This window comes from Desemzia sp. FAM 23990 (assembly GCF_045528485.1).
In the GTDB taxonomy this organism is placed as follows: Bacteria; Bacillota; Bacilli; order Lactobacillales; family Carnobacteriaceae; genus Desemzia.
Genome location: NZ_JBGQQW010000027.1, coordinates 33492 through 52020 on the forward strand (window position 1 = coordinate 33492; position 18529 = coordinate 52020).

18 protein-coding genes are annotated in these 18529 nt (G+C 38.7%); 6 read left to right on the forward strand and 12 right to left on the reverse strand.

Going from position 1 to position 18529, the window contains the following annotated elements; genetic code table 11:
• Positions 1-3: 3 nt before the first annotated feature.
• The 6 genes from ACEN4I_RS10830 to ACEN4I_RS10855 are packed head-to-tail and all read right to left on the reverse strand — an operon-like array spanning position 4 to position 6884.
• On the reverse strand, positions 4-1035 hold the full coding sequence (locus ACEN4I_RS10830) for an ATP-grasp domain-containing protein (protein ID WP_407102936.1): 1032 nt from the start codon (positions 1033-1035) through the stop codon (positions 4-6).
• Positions 1032-2612, reverse strand: a complete 1581-nt coding sequence (locus ACEN4I_RS10835) for a hypothetical protein (RefSeq protein ID WP_407102935.1) — start codon at positions 2610-2612, stop codon at positions 1032-1034. Before ACEN4I_RS10835 ends, ACEN4I_RS10830 begins: the two co-directional genes overlap by 4 nt.
• Positions 2609-4258, reverse strand: a complete 1650-nt coding sequence (locus ACEN4I_RS10840) for a hypothetical protein (RefSeq protein ID WP_407102934.1) — start codon at positions 4256-4258, stop codon at positions 2609-2611. The genes ACEN4I_RS10835 and ACEN4I_RS10840 overlap by 4 nt, the downstream gene beginning before the upstream one ends.
• Entirely contained in the window at positions 4197-5210 is a 1014-nt protein-coding gene (locus ACEN4I_RS10845; protein WP_407102933.1) for a 1-aminocyclopropane-1-carboxylate deaminase/D-cysteine desulfhydrase, read from the reverse strand. The genes ACEN4I_RS10840 and ACEN4I_RS10845 overlap by 62 nt, the downstream gene beginning before the upstream one ends.
• Positions 5211-5232: 22 nt before the next feature.
• Positions 5233-6198, reverse strand: a complete 966-nt coding sequence (locus tag ACEN4I_RS10850; RefSeq protein WP_407102932.1) for a GNAT family N-acetyltransferase — start codon at positions 6196-6198, stop codon at positions 5233-5235.
• Complete coding sequence (locus tag ACEN4I_RS10855) at positions 6195-6884, reverse strand: sugar transferase (RefSeq protein ID WP_407102931.1); 690 nt, start codon at positions 6882-6884, stop codon at positions 6195-6197. Before ACEN4I_RS10855 ends, ACEN4I_RS10850 begins: the two co-directional genes overlap by 4 nt.
• A 634-nt stretch (positions 6885-7518) precedes the next feature.
• Between ACEN4I_RS10855 and ACEN4I_RS10860 the strand changes: the two genes are divergently transcribed.
• The 5 genes from ACEN4I_RS10860 to ACEN4I_RS10880 all read left to right on the forward strand — a co-directional run bounded on the left by ACEN4I_RS10860 (position 7519) and on the right by ACEN4I_RS10880 (position 12394).
• On the forward strand, positions 7519-8319 hold the full coding sequence (locus ACEN4I_RS10860; RefSeq protein ID WP_407102930.1) for a hypothetical protein: 801 nt from the start codon (positions 7519-7521) through the stop codon (positions 8317-8319).
• Between the two features lie 270 nt (positions 8320-8589).
• A complete protein-coding gene (locus ACEN4I_RS10865) occupies positions 8590-9408 on the forward strand; it encodes a DUF3100 domain-containing protein (protein WP_407096559.1) in 819 nt (272 codons plus the stop codon).
• Entirely contained in the window at positions 9395-9856 is a 462-nt protein-coding gene (locus ACEN4I_RS10870) for a hypothetical protein (protein WP_407096560.1), read from the forward strand. Before ACEN4I_RS10865 ends, ACEN4I_RS10870 begins: the two co-directional genes overlap by 14 nt.
• A gap of 15 nt (positions 9857-9871) precedes the next feature.
• Positions 9872-11074, forward strand: a complete 1203-nt coding sequence (locus ACEN4I_RS10875; RefSeq protein ID WP_407096561.1) for a M20 family metallopeptidase — start codon at positions 9872-9874, stop codon at positions 11072-11074.
• A 792-nt stretch (positions 11075-11866) separates the two neighbouring features.
• On the forward strand, positions 11867-12394 hold the full coding sequence (locus ACEN4I_RS10880; RefSeq protein ID WP_407096562.1) for a DUF421 domain-containing protein: 528 nt from the start codon (positions 11867-11869) through the stop codon (positions 12392-12394).
• A 36-nt stretch (positions 12395-12430) separates the two neighbouring features.
• Here the strand turns inward: ACEN4I_RS10880 and ACEN4I_RS10885 are convergent, their stop codons facing one another.
• From ACEN4I_RS10885 to ACEN4I_RS10900, 4 genes are all read right to left on the reverse strand, one after another.
• Positions 12431-13288, reverse strand: a complete 858-nt coding sequence (locus tag ACEN4I_RS10885) for an AAA family ATPase (RefSeq protein ID WP_407102929.1) — start codon at positions 13286-13288, stop codon at positions 12431-12433.
• A gap of 64 nt (positions 13289-13352) precedes the next feature.
• Positions 13353-14324: a diaminopimelate dehydrogenase gene (locus tag ACEN4I_RS10890; RefSeq protein WP_407096564.1), complete on the reverse strand. Its 972-nt coding sequence runs from the start codon at positions 14322-14324 to the stop codon at positions 13353-13355.
• A gap of 110 nt (positions 14325-14434) precedes the next feature.
• Complete coding sequence (locus ACEN4I_RS10895; RefSeq protein ID WP_407096565.1) at positions 14435-14809, reverse strand: iron chaperone; 375 nt, start codon at positions 14807-14809, stop codon at positions 14435-14437.
• A gap of 337 nt (positions 14810-15146) precedes the next feature.
• Positions 15147-17051 carry an endonuclease MutS2 gene (locus tag ACEN4I_RS10900; protein ID WP_407102928.1) on the reverse strand — a complete coding sequence of 635 codons (1905 nt, stop codon included), beginning with the start codon at positions 17049-17051 and terminating at the stop codon, positions 15147-15149.
• 375 nt (positions 17052-17426) lie between these two features.
• Here ACEN4I_RS10900 and ACEN4I_RS10905 point away from each other — a divergent pair, with 375 nt between their 5' ends.
• Complete coding sequence (locus ACEN4I_RS10905) at positions 17427-17624, forward strand: helix-turn-helix domain-containing protein (protein ID WP_407102927.1); 198 nt, start codon at positions 17427-17429, stop codon at positions 17622-17624.
• A 115-nt stretch (positions 17625-17739) separates the two neighbouring features.
• On the opposite strand, the gene ACEN4I_RS10910 is transcribed toward ACEN4I_RS10905, so the two are convergent.
• Positions 17740-18105: a type II toxin-antitoxin system PemK/MazF family toxin gene (locus ACEN4I_RS10910; protein ID WP_407096568.1), complete on the reverse strand. Its 366-nt coding sequence runs from the start codon at positions 18103-18105 to the stop codon at positions 17740-17742.
• Entirely contained in the window at positions 18095-18325 is a 231-nt protein-coding gene (gene mazE, locus ACEN4I_RS10915; RefSeq protein WP_407096569.1) for a type II toxin-antitoxin system PemI/MazE family antitoxin, read from the reverse strand. Before mazE ends, ACEN4I_RS10910 begins: the two co-directional genes overlap by 11 nt.
• Between the last annotated feature and the right edge of the window lie 204 nt (positions 18326-18529).

The following is an 18529-nucleotide window of genomic DNA, read 5'->3' on the forward strand; positions in this document are numbered from 1 at the left end:
GAGTCAGCTCTGAGAAGAAGCGGCGTCTGGAATTGGTAAGGAAATCATCATCTCTTTAGGCAACTCTGCTGCTGGAATAATCTTGATCTCATTGTATTTGGCCATATAGATATCTGCTTCATACTCTCCTATCTGAGAAGGATTTACTTTTCCTTCCAGATTATTGAGGAGCATGCGAGGAAAAGATACGCCACAGCCATAAGCGTGCGGATAGCCGCCGCCGAAGCGCGGGTTGATTTCAGAAATCACATACTCATCTCCGACTTTGAATAAATCAATATCCAGCATCCCGGTCAAACCGACCTTCTCAACAACAGATTGAATAAGATCAAATAATTTCCCCTCTTTTATAGAACGGGCTTTGTCTGTCTCTCCGGCACGCATTTTGATTTTTTCCTTGGTGAAAATAGAGACCACTTTTCGAGAAAGCAAATCAACATAAACATCTGCCCCTATTTCAATACCATCCATAAATTCTTGGATCATCAGATGATCGTCACATACCATCAAGTCTTCCATTTCATCACTGGAATGCACTTTATGAATCTGCATACTGGCACTGCCATCATAAGGTTTTATAATGACCGGAAAAGAGATCAGCCCTTTTCTCATATCCTGTAAAAATTTATGTTCTTCCAAATAACTTATTGGAGTAGGAATCTGTGCTTGCGTCAAAAATTCATATAAAGCATACTTATTAAAGCACATCGCAACTTTTTCTACATCTGAAATAATAGGGATCGTGCCGATGGCTAAAAAGTCTTTTTTGTATTTCGCCAACAAATTGAGTTCAGGATCGATTAAAGAAAAAACAGCTTTGATCTTTTTTTCTCTACACAATGACAACAGCGTCTCTAAATAGTGCTTGTCTTTGATAGACGGAACAATTACCGCCTCATCGGCTTCATAGAGCGCTGGAGCAAGCGGACTGGAATCAGCTGCAACGACCTTTCCTTTACCAGCTAGTTCTTGTCTGAAATACGCTACGATTTTATTGCGTGTACCGCAACTTAGGATAAGAATATTCGTACTCATGATTTAACTACCTCCTGTCTTTTATACGATCGGTTTCTAACTGTTTCTGGTAACGTTTTGGGCTGCTTTTCTAGTCCTGTTCGATATTTTTCCATCTGTTTGGCAACTCCCCAAAGAAAAAGATAGGAAGGGAGCCCCGGATTTGAAACGCCATCAAATTCAATCTCTTTAAAAGGAACTTTGATTCCTAAGCGATGAAGCAATACACCACTATAGATTCTTTTAGTATTCCAAAAATACTGAGCCCAACGGAAAATATTTTGATAAGATTTTCGTCTATGGGTAAGAAAATACGTGTAAAAAGAGTGGTACGAATGAGGAGACATCCGTTTTTTCAAACGATTAGAATTGTCATAGCGATAATTAAAACCAGCACCGGCCTTTTTAAATCCAAATTCTTCCCGATTCACTCCTCTTGTTTCAACCATTCTTCTAGGAATAGGTCGATCATAGTCCCCACCCACCGAATAGGGCTCCATCTCTGATGATTGTGATATTTGATCTAACGAAGGCCACTGTACTGCCCCATAATAAGGAACAGGAACCAAGATGTAATCTGCTTTCAGTCGGTTTTCTACTTGAGAAGTTCCTGCGAACACAAAATCATTAAAGCGCAGATCGTTATTAACATCTAGTGCATTTTTGCCCCAAACACAATCACCGCGGTGTCCAATAAAAACCAATTTCCTTTTAAATTCCTCTTCAAAAGCTGCATAAACGATCCCGGTTCCCAAATCACCTGAAGAAACGAATTCAGATTCAAGGAATTCTTTATTCTCTAGGTACCTATTGGCATCTTTTTGAATGATGTGAGGATAATTTAATTGTCGTGCTACTTCTTCTCCAGAATCTGTTGCATACTTTTCAGGCTGATTAAAGGTCACTGCTATCTCGCAGCCGATTTCTTTAGCCAGAGCAGCGCAGGCTGCAGAATCGTACCCTTTTGAAATGGTAGTGACTAAGCCATAAGTAGTTAACCTTTCCGATACACTGGCATTGTCTCTCAAGCGCTTCAACGCAGTTAACAAGCGATCTTCATAGTCTTTGAAGTCAGCAAACGGCTCCATATCCCTTTTTTGCTGAACTGCCATTTCCAATTGGCTGTTCACTAGAAAATTGCAATGATAAAACAGTTGCAGCCGCTTGTTTCCAACCAGTGGAATCCATTTTTTGACTGATTGAAGACCGTTTAGAATCGTGTTGAGGTCTTCTTCATATCGAGAATAATGTCCGTCTAAATGGGTTTCTGATTGAACGAGAATAAACGGCAGCGAGTTTGAGACGTATAAATTTCTTTCAACTCTAACAGCATACAACCGTTCTAAAGTATGCGACGGAGTAGCAAATAAAAGTTGTTCCTCACCCTCCCTTGTTACATGCTTTCCCCCCGACCCCATCAGAAAATCGGCCAAATCAAATTGAAAACTTGTAAACTCTCCATCCCACGCACCTTCTACAAAACCTTCTTTTCTTGTTTCAACTTTACTGCCATGAGTTAATTCCACAGCCAGCGTTTCTTTTTCAATTTTGGCACACCAAGCTAAGGGTGCGATGCTTTCTGTTTCAATAAACTTCATCTCCCTCTCCCCCTTCCAGTCTCTATCTCTATGGCGGCCTTTTCTAAATGTTGGTTGCCATTTTCGCTGAAGACGGCTTCAGTGTGCCTATTTCCATTCCGCAGCACTGTTAAACGTTTTTTATATTTCTTTTCAAATGCACTATGGTACCTTTTCTGGATTTCTTGAACGCCCCAATGAATCAGAAAAGCGGGAGCACCCGGATTTGTCTCACTCTCTGCATTTGGCATAGTGAGATTACTTTCCACTCCAACCTTTCGCATTGCCACATGAAGGTAAACATTTTTTGTATCCAAAAAATAACGAAGCCAACGCTGTAAATATTCCTTATCGATTTTGCGATGACTTTTGTAATACTGCTGATAAGAAACAAAAGAGTTTTTCGACATTCGTTCTTTCAAGCGTAAAAAGCTGTCATAACGATAATTGACTCCTACTCCCTTTTTCTCTATCCCAAAGGATTCTCTGGGGATCCCTGCTGTCTCTAAGATTCTCCTAGGAATGGGCCGATCATATGAACCGCCAACAGAATAGGGCTGCATTTCAGGTGAATTGCTTAGTTTCCATAAACTTTTCCATTCAACACCGCCGAAAGTCGGAAGTGGCGTAAAAATATAACCCACTCGCAGCCGATGCTCGATAAGTGATACACCCGTCATAACGTCATCTGGAAACCGAAATTCCGCATTGGCGTCTGAGCGGTCTTTGCCCCAAAATTCGTCTCCTTCTTCTCCAAAAAGTACAATATTATCGGCCATTTCCTCTTCAAAAGAGGCATATACGACACCACTGCCTAACTCACCTGTAGATACAAATTCGGTTTCTGTCAGCTGTTCGTTGGATAAATAATCCGAAGCGTCTTTTAAAATGATGGAAGAATACCCTAACTGCTGTGCAATATCCAGTCCACAGTCTTCTTCATAAGTAATTGGTCGGTCAAAAGATAATGCTGTGTCACAACCAACTTCTTTTGCGAGAACAGCACAAGCGGCTGAATCATAGCCTTTGGAAATGGTCGTTACAATTCCATAAGAAATGCGCCTTAATGGGCTTTTTGCATTTTGGACAAATTGTTGGAGTGTCTGACTTAAGAGGGTTCGGTAGTGAGAGTAACTTTCAAAAGGTTCCATACTAGGCTTCTTTTCTTTACTGATGGAGAGCTGACCATCAATGACCAAATTACAATAATAGTGCAAGAAGAGTTCTTTGTTTCCCTTTAATGGAATCCAGTCTTTGTAGTGGTACAGTCCTTTTAGTATTGAGTTCAAATCTTTTTCGTAATCCATATATCGAGGGTTCAAACGAGTGTGTGCCAAATGCAGCGCAAACGGCATTGAGTTGGAAACGATCAATTTATTTTTCAAGCGAATAGTGTGCAATCGATCTAATGTATGGCTGGATGTAACAAACATAAAGGACTTTTTGAATGTTTTTTGATTCATTCTTCCGCCTGATCCATTAAAAAAATCGGCTTGATCAAACCGTCCTTCTGTGAAATTACCTTCCCATGCACCTTCTACAAAAAACTCCTTTTGTGTCTCAACACTTCTCCCATGATAAACGACTACATCAAGTGTACCTTTCTCAACAATTGCTCCCCATGCCATTTTCGGAAGCTCTTGCAGTTCGATATAAGTGATCTTCATTTCTCACACTCCTTGTAAGACAGTATTTTTGAAAATAATCAAAGAATAGAGGATTACTTCCTGTGTGGATAAATAAAATTGTTTGGTTTTCTATTTGATGCTCTTTGATATATTGCATCATGCCCCAGTAAGCTTTCCCAGTATATGTGGGATCTAGTGCAATGCCTTCGTGAATAAAAACCTGCTTGATAACATCAGTAATGTCCTCGTGATGCTTACCATAACCACCTGCTCGGTAATGGTCATCAAAAATGACTGTTTCCTCTAAGATGGGTGGTAATGAGCAACTTTCCAGATAAGCATTCGCTGATTCCAGTACGACCGGTCTTCCGTTTTCCACATCTCTTGCAATACTGATACCGACGATTTTCTTTGAATCTTCAAACAACCGATTGCCGCAAATTAAACCAGCTTGGGTAGTCCCCGTTCCAGAAGCATGAAAAATCCTATCAAATGACATACCTTTTTCAGCTTCAGTTGCCTTGATTTCTCGATAGGCATCCACATAAGCTTGTGTTCCATTGTTTCCATGTCCACCACCTGGAATAAAATAAGGCTGCAGACCATCGTGCTTCAATTGTTCCATCGTTTGCTGAATCGTTTCCCTGACTTGGGATAAAGGGGTAAAAATCAGTTTTGCATTGAGGGTCTCAACGAGTTGCTGATTCATAGTGGGGGTATTTTGTGAAGAGGGAGAAATAATCAGACAAGGATAACCTTTTGCTGCTGCAACCGCAGCAATAACTCGGCAATGGTTGGAACTGCTGCTGCCATAAGTCACCAGACAGTTCGCTTGCAGTTGCTCCATTTCTTGGATAAAGTAGTAAGCTTTACGCGCTTTGTTGCCACCGAAAGATAGGGGTATCAAATCTTCTCTTTTGATGTAAAATCGATTGTGTTGGAAATCTTCTGTTAGTGGCTGAATCGGTGTCGGTGTAAAAAACGGCTCCATCTGCTTTCACCTCACTTCGTACTTATTTGCGGTATGCGGGGAAATACCCTTCTTGCACATCGCTCGCCTGCTCAACCAATTGATCATAAACACCTTGGTTGCGAACTTTTGTGCCTCGATAAAACGGATAACTTTTTACTTTAGCAGTAAACCGTTTTTTGTACTTCTCCAGACTGCTGCCGGCTTTAGCCGATCCGAGATCAAATAATCGTTTGCCGTAAGCTTCTCCATAACTGGCAGCTTCATAAATCAGCAAACTATTCGGTTGAAGGTGTTTGTATTCAGGATCTGTGGCAGCAAAGTGGTAATGGACGATATCCTCCCCTATTAACAGCATGGCTGCTGAGATCACTTTTTCATTTAATAGAGCTACTGCGAATACCACTTTGTCTGGGTAAAAATCAAAATAACGCTGTAGAAATCTTTTATCGAGCTGATAATATTCGTTGAATTGTTGTTCTTTTGCTGTCATTTGATACAGTCTTAAAAACTCATCAATAAAATCAGGATTAGAAGTAAAACGTATAATGACGTTATTTTTTATGGCTTTTCTGATTTGCTGGCGTAAAGCTGAGCTGTATGCTTCATTAAAAAAATCAGTTGTCAGGTCTGTACAATACACTTCTCCAAAATAAGAGATCGTATAGTCTTCTTCAAACCATTTCGCCTGATTCAACCAAGGGCTGAAACGAATGTATTCAGCGATGATATGTTCACGAGTACAATAATCGTCAAAAGCTTTACTAAATTGATGAATCAAAACCTTTTCTTTTCCCTCTTGCGCTTGTTCGATCCAGATACCTCCTTGTCCACGCGGAGTCACTAAATCATAATATTGTGTGCCATCTACTATTCCTGCTGGACGTTTGATAAAAGGGTAAACTACACGCCCCTCTTCTCTTTCAAATAGGAAATGAAGTGTTTCTCCTCCTTCTTTGTCCTGCTGAAGCACACCCCATCCTTTATCCATGTAAATACTTTTTATCATTTGATAACCTCCTTGATCTTTTCCTGTTGATTTATTGGTGAGCTTCCCACTGAATTTTGTTCGGGTTCTTTCTCAACAAACTTAACGGCTGTTTTGACTATGAGAAGCAGATCTGTCACAAAAGAGAGCGTTTCTAAATAATGGATATCTTCTATCATCCGCTGATCCCACTCCACATTATTCCGGTATTTAATCTGAGCAGATCCAGTCAGACCTGGTTTAATCAAAAATCGATTTTTAGCCCACTCAGGATAAGCCTTGTATCCGATATATGGTGCATATGTCACTGGGGGCCTTGGACCAACCAGTGACATATCGCCTTTTAAAATATTGATCAATTGCGGCAGTTCGTCTAGGCTGGTTGTGCGCAAAAACAAACCGACTTTGGTGATACGTGCGTCCTTAAAGCTGTGAATCTGCAGTCCGCTCCCTATATGCTCAGCGCCAACAATCATTGTACGGAATTTAATGATCCGAAAGGTTTTGCCATATTGGCCGATACGTTCTTGCAAAAAGAATACAGGTCCCTTAGAATCCAAACGAATCAGTGCGGCAATCACTAGCAGAGGCAATAATAACATCATCAATCCTATGAAAGAGAGCGTAATATCCATTAGACGCTTGATATAGCGTGCATAAAACGAACGGTGCTTAAAATTTAACGAAGAAATTTTCTCCATAATCATAGCTATCACACCTTTTGGTAGATTTGTTTTCAAGGGAAACTAGTAGGAAGGAGATTGAAATAAGCGGATTTAGTTAGAAGAGATTTACAATGATTAGCTAAATAAACGAGGGTATACTAAAAAGAGGTCGATTCGGTTAAACCAAATAATATGGATAAAAAAGAGTCTTTAAAATATAAGGAGAAGAGTCAGAACTTGTGAAGCATTACAATGAGAGTGTATGAAAGAATTATCCAGACTGGATAAGAAAGAAAAGCTGCTATCTTAGGGAAGATAAGCAAGATGGTTTGAAGCGAGGTGAAAATGAGAAAATTGCCATTTCTTTAAGTTGGCACAAGTATAGCACGCTTCATTTTATGAATGGAAGCCATTACACTGGCAGGACATCGTTTTGTCACAAAGATATGTCTAAAAATTGACAAACTTTATTGAAAGATCGAGCTTGTCCATTTGACGTGAGGCTCCGTAAATCTCCCTAACTAGATCATAGAGTTGTTCTGACTGGCGCTTATTTCCTCTACAAATGAAACAAAATGAGTTTATAAGTCAGTCTTTGTCTAGCTTAAACCAGATTGATTTACATCTTATTTTACGAGCGGTACTATAAAAACAAGAAAACAAGGAGGTCTTTTTTATGACAAAAGTATCTTATAAACCCCTATTAGCTCTTGGGGTATGCGGTATACTACTTGTCGGCTGTTCATCAAACCCAGAATCAGAGTCGGCGGAATCCTCTTCACAAATAGAAGAGTCACAAAGCAGTGAACCTGCCAGCAGTATGAGTAGTGACTCCGAATCATCCAGTAATCAGGAAGAATCGAGTGATACATCAGAAGAAGAAAATGAATCCTCAGAATCGGAAGTCGGTTCTGAATTGGAAATGGATCCGGCTGTTGTGTTATTGCCGTCTTATTTGCCGGAAAACAGCAGCGCCAGTATCGTAACCAATAGCGAAGATGAATATACAATAGCTTACACTGATGAACAAGGGAACGATTTGGCTGCTGTATCGGGAACCATTTATACAGATGCCGATACTGCTTTAGCTGAAATGGAAGCCAAAATGAACGGTGCTGTTTCTGTGACACCCAATGAAGAAACAGCTGTTGAATTAGGTTACGATGTTACTGGTTATGGAGAAGGCGCTGCAGGAAACCAATACTTCAGTTGGGAAGAAGGCAATTGGGATTTCACCATTCACTCTCTAACTATGGATGAAATGGATGCGCCTGGAATAGCCAAAAAAATCGTCGCTTATTTGGAAGAAAATATGCTTCCTGCTCCAAGCGAAAAAGGGCTGATACTCATTGATTATCCACAAGGTGGAGACACAGTATCTGTGGATATCATGTGGCAAAAAGAAAACCGCGTTTACGAACTTTCTACCAGTCAAGTACCGTTGGAAGCCTTAGAAATGGTTGTTTCAATGAAATAACGTAAATGTTATTAGAATAACTCTAAAAAGAGTCTTTCAAATCGATTGCGGTCGATGTGAAAGACTCTTTTTATGGTATTAATATTAGAATTCAAACGATGCATTCATTTTAAATTCATTTTTATGATAAAAAAGATTGCTCTTAGATCTGATTAGATGTTAGAATAGCGATTAATATTAAAAATATATTAAATTAAAATGTGTTAATCTTTAATCTGCTAATTAATAACGGCAGAAATCGTGATTAGCAATCATTTGAGGAGGATGAGTATGGAAAAGAAAAAAAGCTGGCAAAATTATCCACTGCAGATCATGGTGTTGATCTTTACCGTGATTGCTGAGCTGATCGGCACACAACGTATACCTTTAGGGAGATTCTCTTTCACCTTGGCGCCATTGATTTTCTCTATGATTTTAATGACCTTATTTTATTTAATTCCCAAGCAAAAAATCGTTACAGAAAAAAGTACTCATCATGCTTCTGAAATGATGGCTTTAGCTGGCGGATTATTGCTGGCTAAACTAGGGGTTTCCAGTGGTGCTGCCATTGAGGAAGTATTCGGAGCGGGGATTCCTGTTATTCTACAAAATCTAGGAGAAGGTTTTTCATTTGCTATCGGACTGCCGCTCGCTGTTGTAGTCTTCGGTATGGGCCGCGAATCTATTGGTATGACATTCGGAGTAAGTCGTGAAGCAAACGTAACATTGATCTCAGAAAAATACGGCGCTGAATCACCAGAATTCCGTGGTGTGATGACGAACTATATCGTTGGGACCGTATTTGGTGTGATTGCGGTTAGCTTCCTAATGTCTGTTTTAGCAGAGCTGCCGTTTATTTCCCCTATCTCCCTTTCGTTAGCATCAGGGATTGGTTCAGCTTCTATGATGGTGGGAGGATTAGGTACACTGTTGGAACGCTATCCAGAAATGGCTACTGAATTGGAGGCCTATGCGGCGATTTCGAATCTGGTTTCCTCAGTCATCAGTATTTATACCGCGTTATTTATTGGTCTGCCTCTGACCGAGCGTGTGTACAGCTGGCTGGATCGAGGAAAGAAAGGACAAGTGACTGAATATGGAGAAAGCTAAATTAAATAATAGAATGATTTTAGACTGGTCAATGGCTCTTTTGATCTCTGGTACGATAGCTCTTATCGGAAATGTTCTCGGTTATGGAGCCACAATTACTCAATCGATTTTCGGTATTCTTTGGTTATTATTGTTTACACTTTCGGGGCTGATTTTTAAACAGATCATCCCTCTAAATTTACCCGCTATGGCATACATTTCGTTTATCGCCATACTTTTTTCAGTTCCCATTTCGCCTGTTTCTGATATGGTGATCACACATGTAGAGCAAATCAGCTTACTAGCATTATGTACTCCTATTTTGGCTTATGCTGGGGTATCGATTGGTAAAGACTGGCCAGCGTTTCGCAAAATCGGCTACAAAGGAGCAATCGTCAGTATTTTAGTCATCATGGGCACAGTATTGGCTTGCGTCATTTTTTCAGAAATTTTATTCCGTATGTTCTAATAAGGAGGATTTAGTTTGGCTCAAATAGATGTGATTCAATTGGCAAAAGACACTGAAGCAGATATCATTCACTGGCGGAGGGACTTGCACCAAATTCCTGAATTAACGCTGGAACTCCCACGCACAGTGCAATATGTCACTCAAGTATTAGAAACATCCGGCATTGACTACGATGCTTCCTATGTAAACGGCAATGCTGTTGTCGGGTTGATCAAAGGGACGAAATCTGGCCCCAATAAAGACCGAGTGTTAGGCTTGCGTGCCGATATGGACGGATTGCCGGTCCAAGAACAAACAGGTCTCCCTTTTCAATCGATCAATCAAAATATGCATGCTTGTGGTCACGATGGACATACAGCCATGTTACTGGGCGCAGCAAAAATTTTACAAGAAAACCGTCATCTCTTTAGCGGCTCAGTTAAATTGTTGTTCCAACCCGGCGAAGAATATCCCGGCGGTGCTAAACCGATGATTGAAGAAAAAGTATTGGAAAATCCTAAAGTGACTCGTGTCCTAGGATTTCACGAAGGACAAATCGACCCGCATACACCAAAAGGCAAAATCGGGTATAAATTCGGACCGATGATGGCTTCCATGGATCGCTTTCTCATTGAAGTCAAAGGCAAAGGTTATCACGGTGCTTATCCTGAGCTGTCAGATGATCCTGTGAACGCTATCGGATACTTGATTACCGCAATCCAATCGATTAAGAGCCGAAACTTAAGAGCCATCGATCCTGCAGTGGTCTCCGTAACACGGGTGGACGGTGGTTTTAATCAAAATGTTATTCCAGATAATGCAGAAATTGAAGGCACAGTACGAGCATTTGATGATGCCATCCGGCAAAAAATATGTGCTAAGTTAGAACAGATTGCTAAAGGAGTCGGAGAAACATTTGGCGTGGAATGCACTGTAACTTACGACTACAAATACCCTCCTGTCATCAATGATAACGACGTAACCGCTGAAGTTGTCGGTAATTTAAAAGAGATTTTCGGCGATGATGTGCTGACGGAAGTTCGTGAACCTTTGATGGGCGGGGAAGATTTTGCTTTTTTCTTGCAAGAAGTTCCGGGGACATTTCTCTTTTTAAGCAACCCGCGTGAAATTGAAGGCTCTTTCCATGGTCATCACCACCCGAAATTTGATATTGATGAAACTTACTTATATATGGGTACTGCTTCCTTTGTGCAAGAAGCTTTGACATATTTAGAATAAAGAGTCTTAAAAACAGAGTTGTCTCAAGATAAAATGAGGCAGCTCTGTTTTGGATTGCATAGGGCTATTTTGGCTAAGTAAAGTGTTTTTGTGCGTTTGCTGAGCGAATAGCGTCCATTCGGAGTGAGGCGAAGTATTCGGATGGCTCTTACTAGGTGAATAACATCTATTTGGGGTGGCACGAAGCATTTGAATGGCTCTTACTAGATGAATAGCATCCATTTGGGGTAGACAATGCCTCCCAAATAGCTCTTACTTGGCTAATAGCGTCCATTTTGGGTAGACGATGCCTCTCGAATGGCTCTTACTTGGCTAATAGCATCCATTTGAGGTGGCATGAAGCATCCGAATGGCTCTTACTAACCAAATAGCGTCTATTCGAAGAGGAACGAGGCATCCAAATGGTCCTTACCTTTACTAGACAAATGTCTATTTGCCCATTCAATAAAAAACGAAGCTGTTTCACTTTTTGTGTACTTAACAGGAATAAGGGCTTGATCGAAAAGAACTAGCTAATATAAAGGAACCACTCTATTCAAATTTACACCAATGTTCTTTAAAGAAATCATAATACGTGCGCACATTGTCCAGTTCGGTCCATTTTTTGACATCTACAGGATCACTATAAAAATCATATATTTGAGTCTCTTTAAATGCCAGCAGAAATGGCTAATACGTGGAAATTAACAGTGCGGGGCTGTTACTATTTAACAAAAGTATCTCTTTTCTGTATAATTTGAATACACTATTACTAAATCAAAATTATCAACATTTAATGAAAGGAGATAAAAAATGTTTACTAGCGACTCTTCTTCACTCATCCGGATTCTTGTTGTGGGCACTCTTTCTTATATACTGATTCTGCTCGTTTTGAGAATTTCCGGCAAACGTACCTTATCTAAAATGAATTCCTTTGATTTCATTGTTACTGTCGCGTTAGGCTCTGTATTAGGAAGCATATTAACGAGTCAAGATATTGCCTTGGTGGATGGAATACTGGCTTTTGGCCTGCTTGTCTTACTCCAATTTATCACTTCATGGCTTTCAGTTCGTTCAGATTTTTTTAGTCAGCTAATCAAATCGTCCCCTAAGTTACTTTATTACGATGGACAGTTCAATAGATTTTCTATGAAAAAGGAACGCGTTCCTGAAAAAGAAATATTACAAGCCGTCCGTTCAAATGGTTACGCTTCTCTTGATGAAGTAAGGGCAGTTATTCTCGAAACAGATGGCACCTTTTCAGTTATCAGCAATTCGTCTAATGAAAAACCAACTATCTCAAGTCTTAAAAACGTAAAAAAAGGGAAAGATGATAATTGAAATCCATTTTCCGTCTTATCTCTGGTCACTTACATGTTACTCGAACTCCATCCAATGTTCTTTAAAGAAATCATAATACGTGCGCACATTGTCCAGTTCGGTCCATTTTTTGACATCTACTGGATCGCTGTCTAAGTCATAAATCTTAGCCCCTTTGAGCGCTAGCAGAAATGGCGAATGCGTGGATATGACAAACTGACAGCCAAAGAAACGCGCATAATCTTCTATCAGCTGCATCAACTCCATTTGCCGTTTAGGGGAAAGGCTGTTTTCCGGCTCATCAAGAAGGTACAACCCATTCTCTTCTATCTTTTCAGTGAAATAACGAAAGGCGTTTTCTCCATTAGAATATTCCCGGACATTGTCCATCAATTCATTGCGAACGTATTTGGACTGTGTCTTCCTCCTTGCATCCACCACTCGGCGGAGTTGTTCATAATCATCCAATGATTTCATTTGAAACTTAGAGTATTTATTTTCCAAATATTCTTCAAACAAATCTTCTCGTTTATAATCGATTCCCTCATTAAGATTCCGAATGTTTAAAATATAATCAAACACATCATCACTTGTGATAATACGGCTATGAGCAGGAATCGTCTGCTCTAATTCTACAGAGCAATAGTTCAAATAGTCTGAAAAAAAATTCGATTGATTAAATACTGCCTCTCGCTGCAGCTCTGTTTTCTTTGCAATGATATTTAAAGCGGTCGTCTTGCCTGAGCCATTTCCTCCATATAAAATCGTGATTGGTTCGAAATCAATCCGTTCAAATCGGTGCTTCGGCATGATTTGAAAAGGGTAAAATGAGTCGTAAACCGTTCGCTTGATGGCATTGAAAAAATTAAACTCTACTTCTGCATCCGGAAAGGTAAAGTAATCTAGGTAGCCCACAGCTGCACCCTCCTTTTATGTACAAAAATCTCAACGAAACCGGTCCGCTGAGATTCTATGTTGATTACAGTAATTCTCTTCTTAATTCTTCTCCAGATTTAGGGGAAAGATAAGCTGGTGCGATATCAAAAACTGATTTAGCTCCATAATTGCCTTCTTTGTCTAGACGGTGTGCTGCTCGCGCATAAGCGATCGCTGCAGCTGCAGTGAATTGAGGATTACTTTCTAATTCCAAATTAAATTCGTACACTGCCATGTTTTCATCATCCGTATAGCCACGACGAATTACGCGTCCGCCATGCGGCATACCTGTGTGCTGTTGTTTGAACTCAGCTTCATCAATAAAGTGGACTTCTGTTTCATAGCCTTCAAAATAATCTTTCATGGTAGAGATACTTTGAGTAATAGCTTCCTGGTCTGCCCCCTCATCAGCCACCACATAACAAACCCGTTTGTGTGAAGAAGTTTTGGTATACGAAACGTCTTTGCCATCTTTGATTTGGGAGATCAATTCATCATTTGGAATCGTATATTGCACACCCATTTTGACGCCGTCTACACGTCTGATGGCATCGCTGTGGCCTTGGCTGACTCCTTTGCCCCAGAAAGTATACGTATTTCCTTTTGGCAACACTGCTTCCGCCACTAAACGGTTCAATGAAAAAAGACCAGGATCCCAACCAGTGGCAATTACTCCAACATTATTGTTCGCAAGAGCTACCTCATTAATACTGTCAAAGTGAGCTGGAATCTCTCCGTGGTTGTCGTAACTGTTTACTGTCGTAAAGTCTTTTTGCAATTCAGGAGCTTGTTCCGGAATATCTGAACGAGAGCCTCCGCAAAGGACCAATACATCGATTTTATCTTTAAATTGTTGGATATCATCTAAGTGATAGACTGCTGATTCACTGGCTACTTGAGCAGGATTTCTTCTTGAAAAAATCCCTAATAATTCCATGTCTGGGTTAAGCTTTAACTCCGTTTCGACACCTTTACCTAAATTTCCATAGCCTACAATACCGATTTTGATCGTCATTCTGTTTCTCCCTTCGAAACTATCTGATTTCTTGTTTTATCTTATAGTTTATTATAGCTAAAATACCCAACTAAAAAACAGCAAAACATAAGAAAATTATTCAGTCCTAGTTACTTATTTTTTGCTTTAGTTAGATTCTCTTTTACACGAGTTTTTATCATTTGTCTGATTAAGTCATATGGAATAGGTTTTGAAAGTAGAAATTGGACAGATCCTTTAGCGTGTCTGTAGGGTTTTAATTGCTCTTCAAATTTGGCAATGCCGCTTGGAGTAGGATAAAAGCCAATATGATTTTTATAAGCTGCAAAGTGAACCAATACACCCTTGTACGAAAAAGTCGGCATCCCATAACTGATTTTTTCTTGTGCCTCTGGCGCTTCCTCTTTCACGATAGCTCGAATTTTTTGCAAGATTTCTTGCACTTCTTTAGGAAATTCTTGAATGTACTCTTCTACTGTTATTGGATTTTTTTTGGTATCAGACAAAATGATCCCTCCTATCATTCACTAGATGCTTATTACTGATATTGTACCTTTATCTGTTGTATTATCAAAAGGAAAATAGTCATCGGCTAATTTTTTTATACCAATAGCTAAAAGTAGGTTAATCTGCAATGGTTCAAAAACGTGTTGCTGTTTTTGAAATTGGAATAGCTTTTAATTTTATATTTTATCGACAAGACGAAAGTTTTCCATCTAAAAAATAATCTATTTTTTATTGAATGACCTCTATTTGAATTGCACTATAGACTAAAAAAACACTAGAACCTCTAAAACATTATGCTTAGAGATGCTAGTGTGAATTTTTTTATTCAGTTAGCCTTTATATTCTGTCATCTAATTTTCTTTCTTTCATCTCTTTGTCTAATTGTTTTTGGGCTTTTTTGGATCCACGATCTAAGTCTCTTCGTGTTTTTCTCGTTTGGTACTCAGTAAACAAAATGTCCAAATCATATCCTTCTGGGTACAGTTCATTAGCTGAAGTTAACAGTTGGACTCTTTGTCTCGGTACTTCTACAACTTCTTTATTAAAATAAACATAAACGTTATCTGAACCCTTGTCTTCATATACTAGCCCTTTTTGTTGGCTTTCTGTCAGAATAACACGGTCCCCTTTTCCTAATAAAATCTTTTTCTTTGTGCCAGTTTCGAACTTCACTTCACTTTTCCTAAAAGATTTTTTCTGGGTTGGATAATCTTTTTTATCCATGTATTTTTTTGCTTGTTTAATCAATGACGAAGCCATATTAACTTTTTTAGCAATCCACAGAGCTTGGCTGTCGCCACTTTCCCCCAAATGAAGAATAAATTTAGGCGTTAATGTTTCTCGATCAAATTCCATTGCTGCTGGAATAAAATCCTCATGTTCTTCAGCAAAACGTTTAATTTCTCCATAATGGGTTGTCGTAACGACCAAAGCTCCTTTAGCATATAATTCTTCCATAATCGCGATAGCTAAAGCTGCACCCTCGTTCGGTTCCGTCCCGCTGCCAATTTCGTCTAATAGAACTAAAGTATTTCTTTTTGTCTTATTTAAAATAGAAGCGATATTGTTCATATGTCCAGAAAAAGTACTTAATGCATTTTCCATACTTTGCTGATCTCCAATATCCACAAATACTTCATCGAATACTGCTATTTCCGTTCCCTCTGCAACAGGAATCTGTAAACCAAACATTGTCATCAAAGTTAATAAACCAACTGTTTTTAGCACTACAGTCTTGCCTCCAGCATTTGCTCCAGTAATGACTAACCCGCGATGTTCTTCACCTAAAGTGAAATCTAGCGGAACCGATCCTTTTGGTAAAAATGGATGGATGCCTTTTTTTATGGCAATAGTCTCTGATTTATTCACCAATGGAGTGATTCCATTGATTTCTCGGCTATATTTTGCTCGCGCAAAAATCATATCAAATGCAGTGATCGTTTCTATAATGAATTCAATCGTAGTTTCATTCTCAGCCAGAAAACCTGTTAACTGAGCTAATATTTGATATTCTTCTGCAACTTCTTCGGCTTTTAACATAATCAGCTGTTCATTTAGTTTCGCTATGGCCGCTGGTTCAACAAAGACTGTTGTACCTTTATTGGATTGTTCAATCACACTTCCAGCTACTTTATTTTTATAGCTTGACTTGATTGGGACTGTGTAACGTCCGTCTTTTTGAACTATTATACCGTCTTGAATCTTATTCTTATTACTCGAATGCTTTAAGAACTTCGTTAACTTATCTTGAATCTCTTTTTCATTTTCCCGCACTTGCCTACGTACTTTTCTAAGACTTCTTGATGCATCATCACTGACCTTTTGGTGCTGGATTTTTTGATAAATCTCTTCTTCGATTTCTAATAAGCTCGGCAAACTCTTACTATATTGGTAAAGCAGCGGAGTTTGATATTGGTTTTTATCAAAAAACTGCTCGATCATACGGCTACTTCTAAGGAAATCAGCGTATTCAATCAAGTCCCCTGGAGACAATACCATCCCATTTTTCACTTGCGTCATTAAAGCGTCAATTCTAATTAGTCCCATAAACGGCACATGCTGATTGCTTTCCAAAATCAAGCGAGCTTGCTGTGTTTCTTGTTGCCATACTTTTACCGTTGCTAAGTTCGTTTGTGGTGCAAGTTTTTCAATTCGGATTTTACTGTAATGTCCAATCGCTCTAGATTGAACTTCTTTTTGAACTTTATCAAATTGTAATTTAGTGAGTGTTTCTTTATCCATTCTTCTCTCCCTTTCGATGAAGAGATACCTGTCCCAAAACAAATCATTAAACCTAGAGGGTACAAAAAAAAGACCATAGTCATACATACTATCGTCTTTAGAATACAATATTTTATCTATCGACAGGTATCACTTATAAGCATGCCAAATAAACTGATAGTTTATCGGCTATTCAACTTACTGGTTAGATACCTGCTACACTCACAAAAAAATCCCCATTCGTCTAGGTTTATATTTATTCTCATTTAGAACTATAGCAAAAAAAACATTGTTCTGTCAATGAGTCATTTAAAATGATTGCGTTAAAATTCTATACAAAATATTTTACACTCTCCGGCTCCTGATAGGATATATTTAAATTAACCGTCCATTTTATTGCATCAATTTCATCTAAGATTTCTTAAAAAAAATATTGAGCAAACAGAATTTACTGAAAGAACTCAACTTTCTCAAGTGCAAATTGCCAGATTTGAAACTTTGGCTCATATTCCTTCTATTGAAATAGTAGCTAAAATTGAAAATTCATTAAATTTAGAACTTACATTTATTGATAAAAACACTAAAAACCCATAAGCGCTCCAAGATAATGAATTAATCTTGACTAACTGAAATAGAAGTCCCCACCTATTGTGCTGAAGAGGGTGACTTCTATTTTGTTTAATTAAAATACAAAAATCCTCATGGAAACTTAAATTTTGAAAGAAAAATTATACATAAACATCTGAACAATGTGGTAAAAGTTTTCTTCTTCAAGTCTATCTATAAATTGAATATGTCTATTTGCCTGTTCTGTATAATCTAATGAAAAAACTTGATTAGTATTTACTTTACTAACAGCTGTTCCATTAGCACGCAACTTCTCTGATAAAATTGGGATGAGAAAAACTTTTTCCTTTTCTGTTGTTGTAATCGGACAAACAATAACAAGATTGGTAGCTCGATTATAGTCATCACTACTCATTACAAGTGCAGGACGTCGCTTATTAATCTCATATCCTTTAGACGGTGCAAAATCAATGATGACTACATCTCTCTGCTTCGGTTTATAACCCATCTAGTTCTCTTTCAGTGGGCATGTAATCAACGTTTAAATCTGGAACATAAAATTCTCCATCTTGAGCATTTTTAAAAGGGTCTTCAATTTTAGGTATCATCGTAATTGCACCATTATCTTTTTTGATAAAAAAGAATTCTTCTCCTTCTTTAATACCAAACGAACTAGGAATAGTAATCATAATTGAATTGCCTTGTTTTCTAGCTTTTATCGTAGTCATTAATAGCCCCTCCATTTCAGCGTTATTATAACACGTAATTACTACCCTTTACAATTAATTAAGTAGTTATCCTTAATATAATGCCTACTGAACAATTGGGCTAATTTGAAATGGAGAAAAGTTCAATAGAACTAAACAGCTTTTTTTCCGATTTTTCAGTTGTCCAAAAAAAGAGCGCAAGCGATTGCGATTAATGTTATCTAC

Coding starts and splice junctions, on each gene's coding strand:
- ACEN4I_RS10845 (WP_407102933.1), bottom strand. CDS start 5,210: ATGGAGCCGTTTTTTACACCGACACCGATTCAGCCACTAACAGAAGAT.
- ACEN4I_RS10890 (WP_407096564.1), bottom strand. CDS start 14,324: ATGACGATCAAAATCGGTATTGTAGGCTATGGAAATTTAGGTAAAGGT.
- ACEN4I_RS10850 (WP_407102932.1), bottom strand. CDS start 6,198: ATGATAAAAAGTATTTACATGGATAAAGGATGGGGTGTGCTTCAGCAG.
- ACEN4I_RS10880 (WP_407096562.1), top strand. CDS start 11,867: ATGTTTACTAGCGACTCTTCTTCACTCATCCGGATTCTTGTTGTGGGC.
- ACEN4I_RS10840 (WP_407102934.1), bottom strand. CDS start 4,258: ATGAAGATCACTTATATCGAACTGCAAGAGCTTCCGAAAATGGCATGG.
- ACEN4I_RS10855 (WP_407102931.1), bottom strand. CDS start 6,884: ATGATTATGGAGAAAATTTCTTCGTTAAATTTTAAGCACCGTTCGTTT.
- ACEN4I_RS10860 (WP_407102930.1), top strand. CDS start 7,519: ATGACAAAAGTATCTTATAAACCCCTATTAGCTCTTGGGGTATGCGGT.
- ACEN4I_RS10835 (WP_407102935.1), bottom strand. CDS start 2,612: ATGAAGTTTATTGAAACAGAAAGCATCGCACCCTTAGCTTGGTGTGCC.
- ACEN4I_RS10830 (WP_407102936.1), bottom strand. CDS start 1,035: ATGAGTACGAATATTCTTATCCTAAGTTGCGGTACACGCAATAAAATC.
- mazE (WP_407096569.1), bottom strand. CDS start 18,325: ATGACTACGATAAAAGCTAGAAAACAAGGCAATTCAATTATGATTACT.
- ACEN4I_RS10865 (WP_407096559.1), top strand. CDS start 8,590: ATGGAAAAGAAAAAAAGCTGGCAAAATTATCCACTGCAGATCATGGTG.
- ACEN4I_RS10870 (WP_407096560.1), top strand. CDS start 9,395: ATGGAGAAAGCTAAATTAAATAATAGAATGATTTTAGACTGGTCAATG.
- ACEN4I_RS10900 (WP_407102928.1), bottom strand. CDS start 17,051: ATGGATAAAGAAACACTCACTAAATTACAATTTGATAAAGTTCAAAAA.
- ACEN4I_RS10910 (WP_407096568.1), bottom strand. CDS start 18,105: ATGGGTTATAAACCGAAGCAGAGAGATGTAGTCATCATTGATTTTGCA.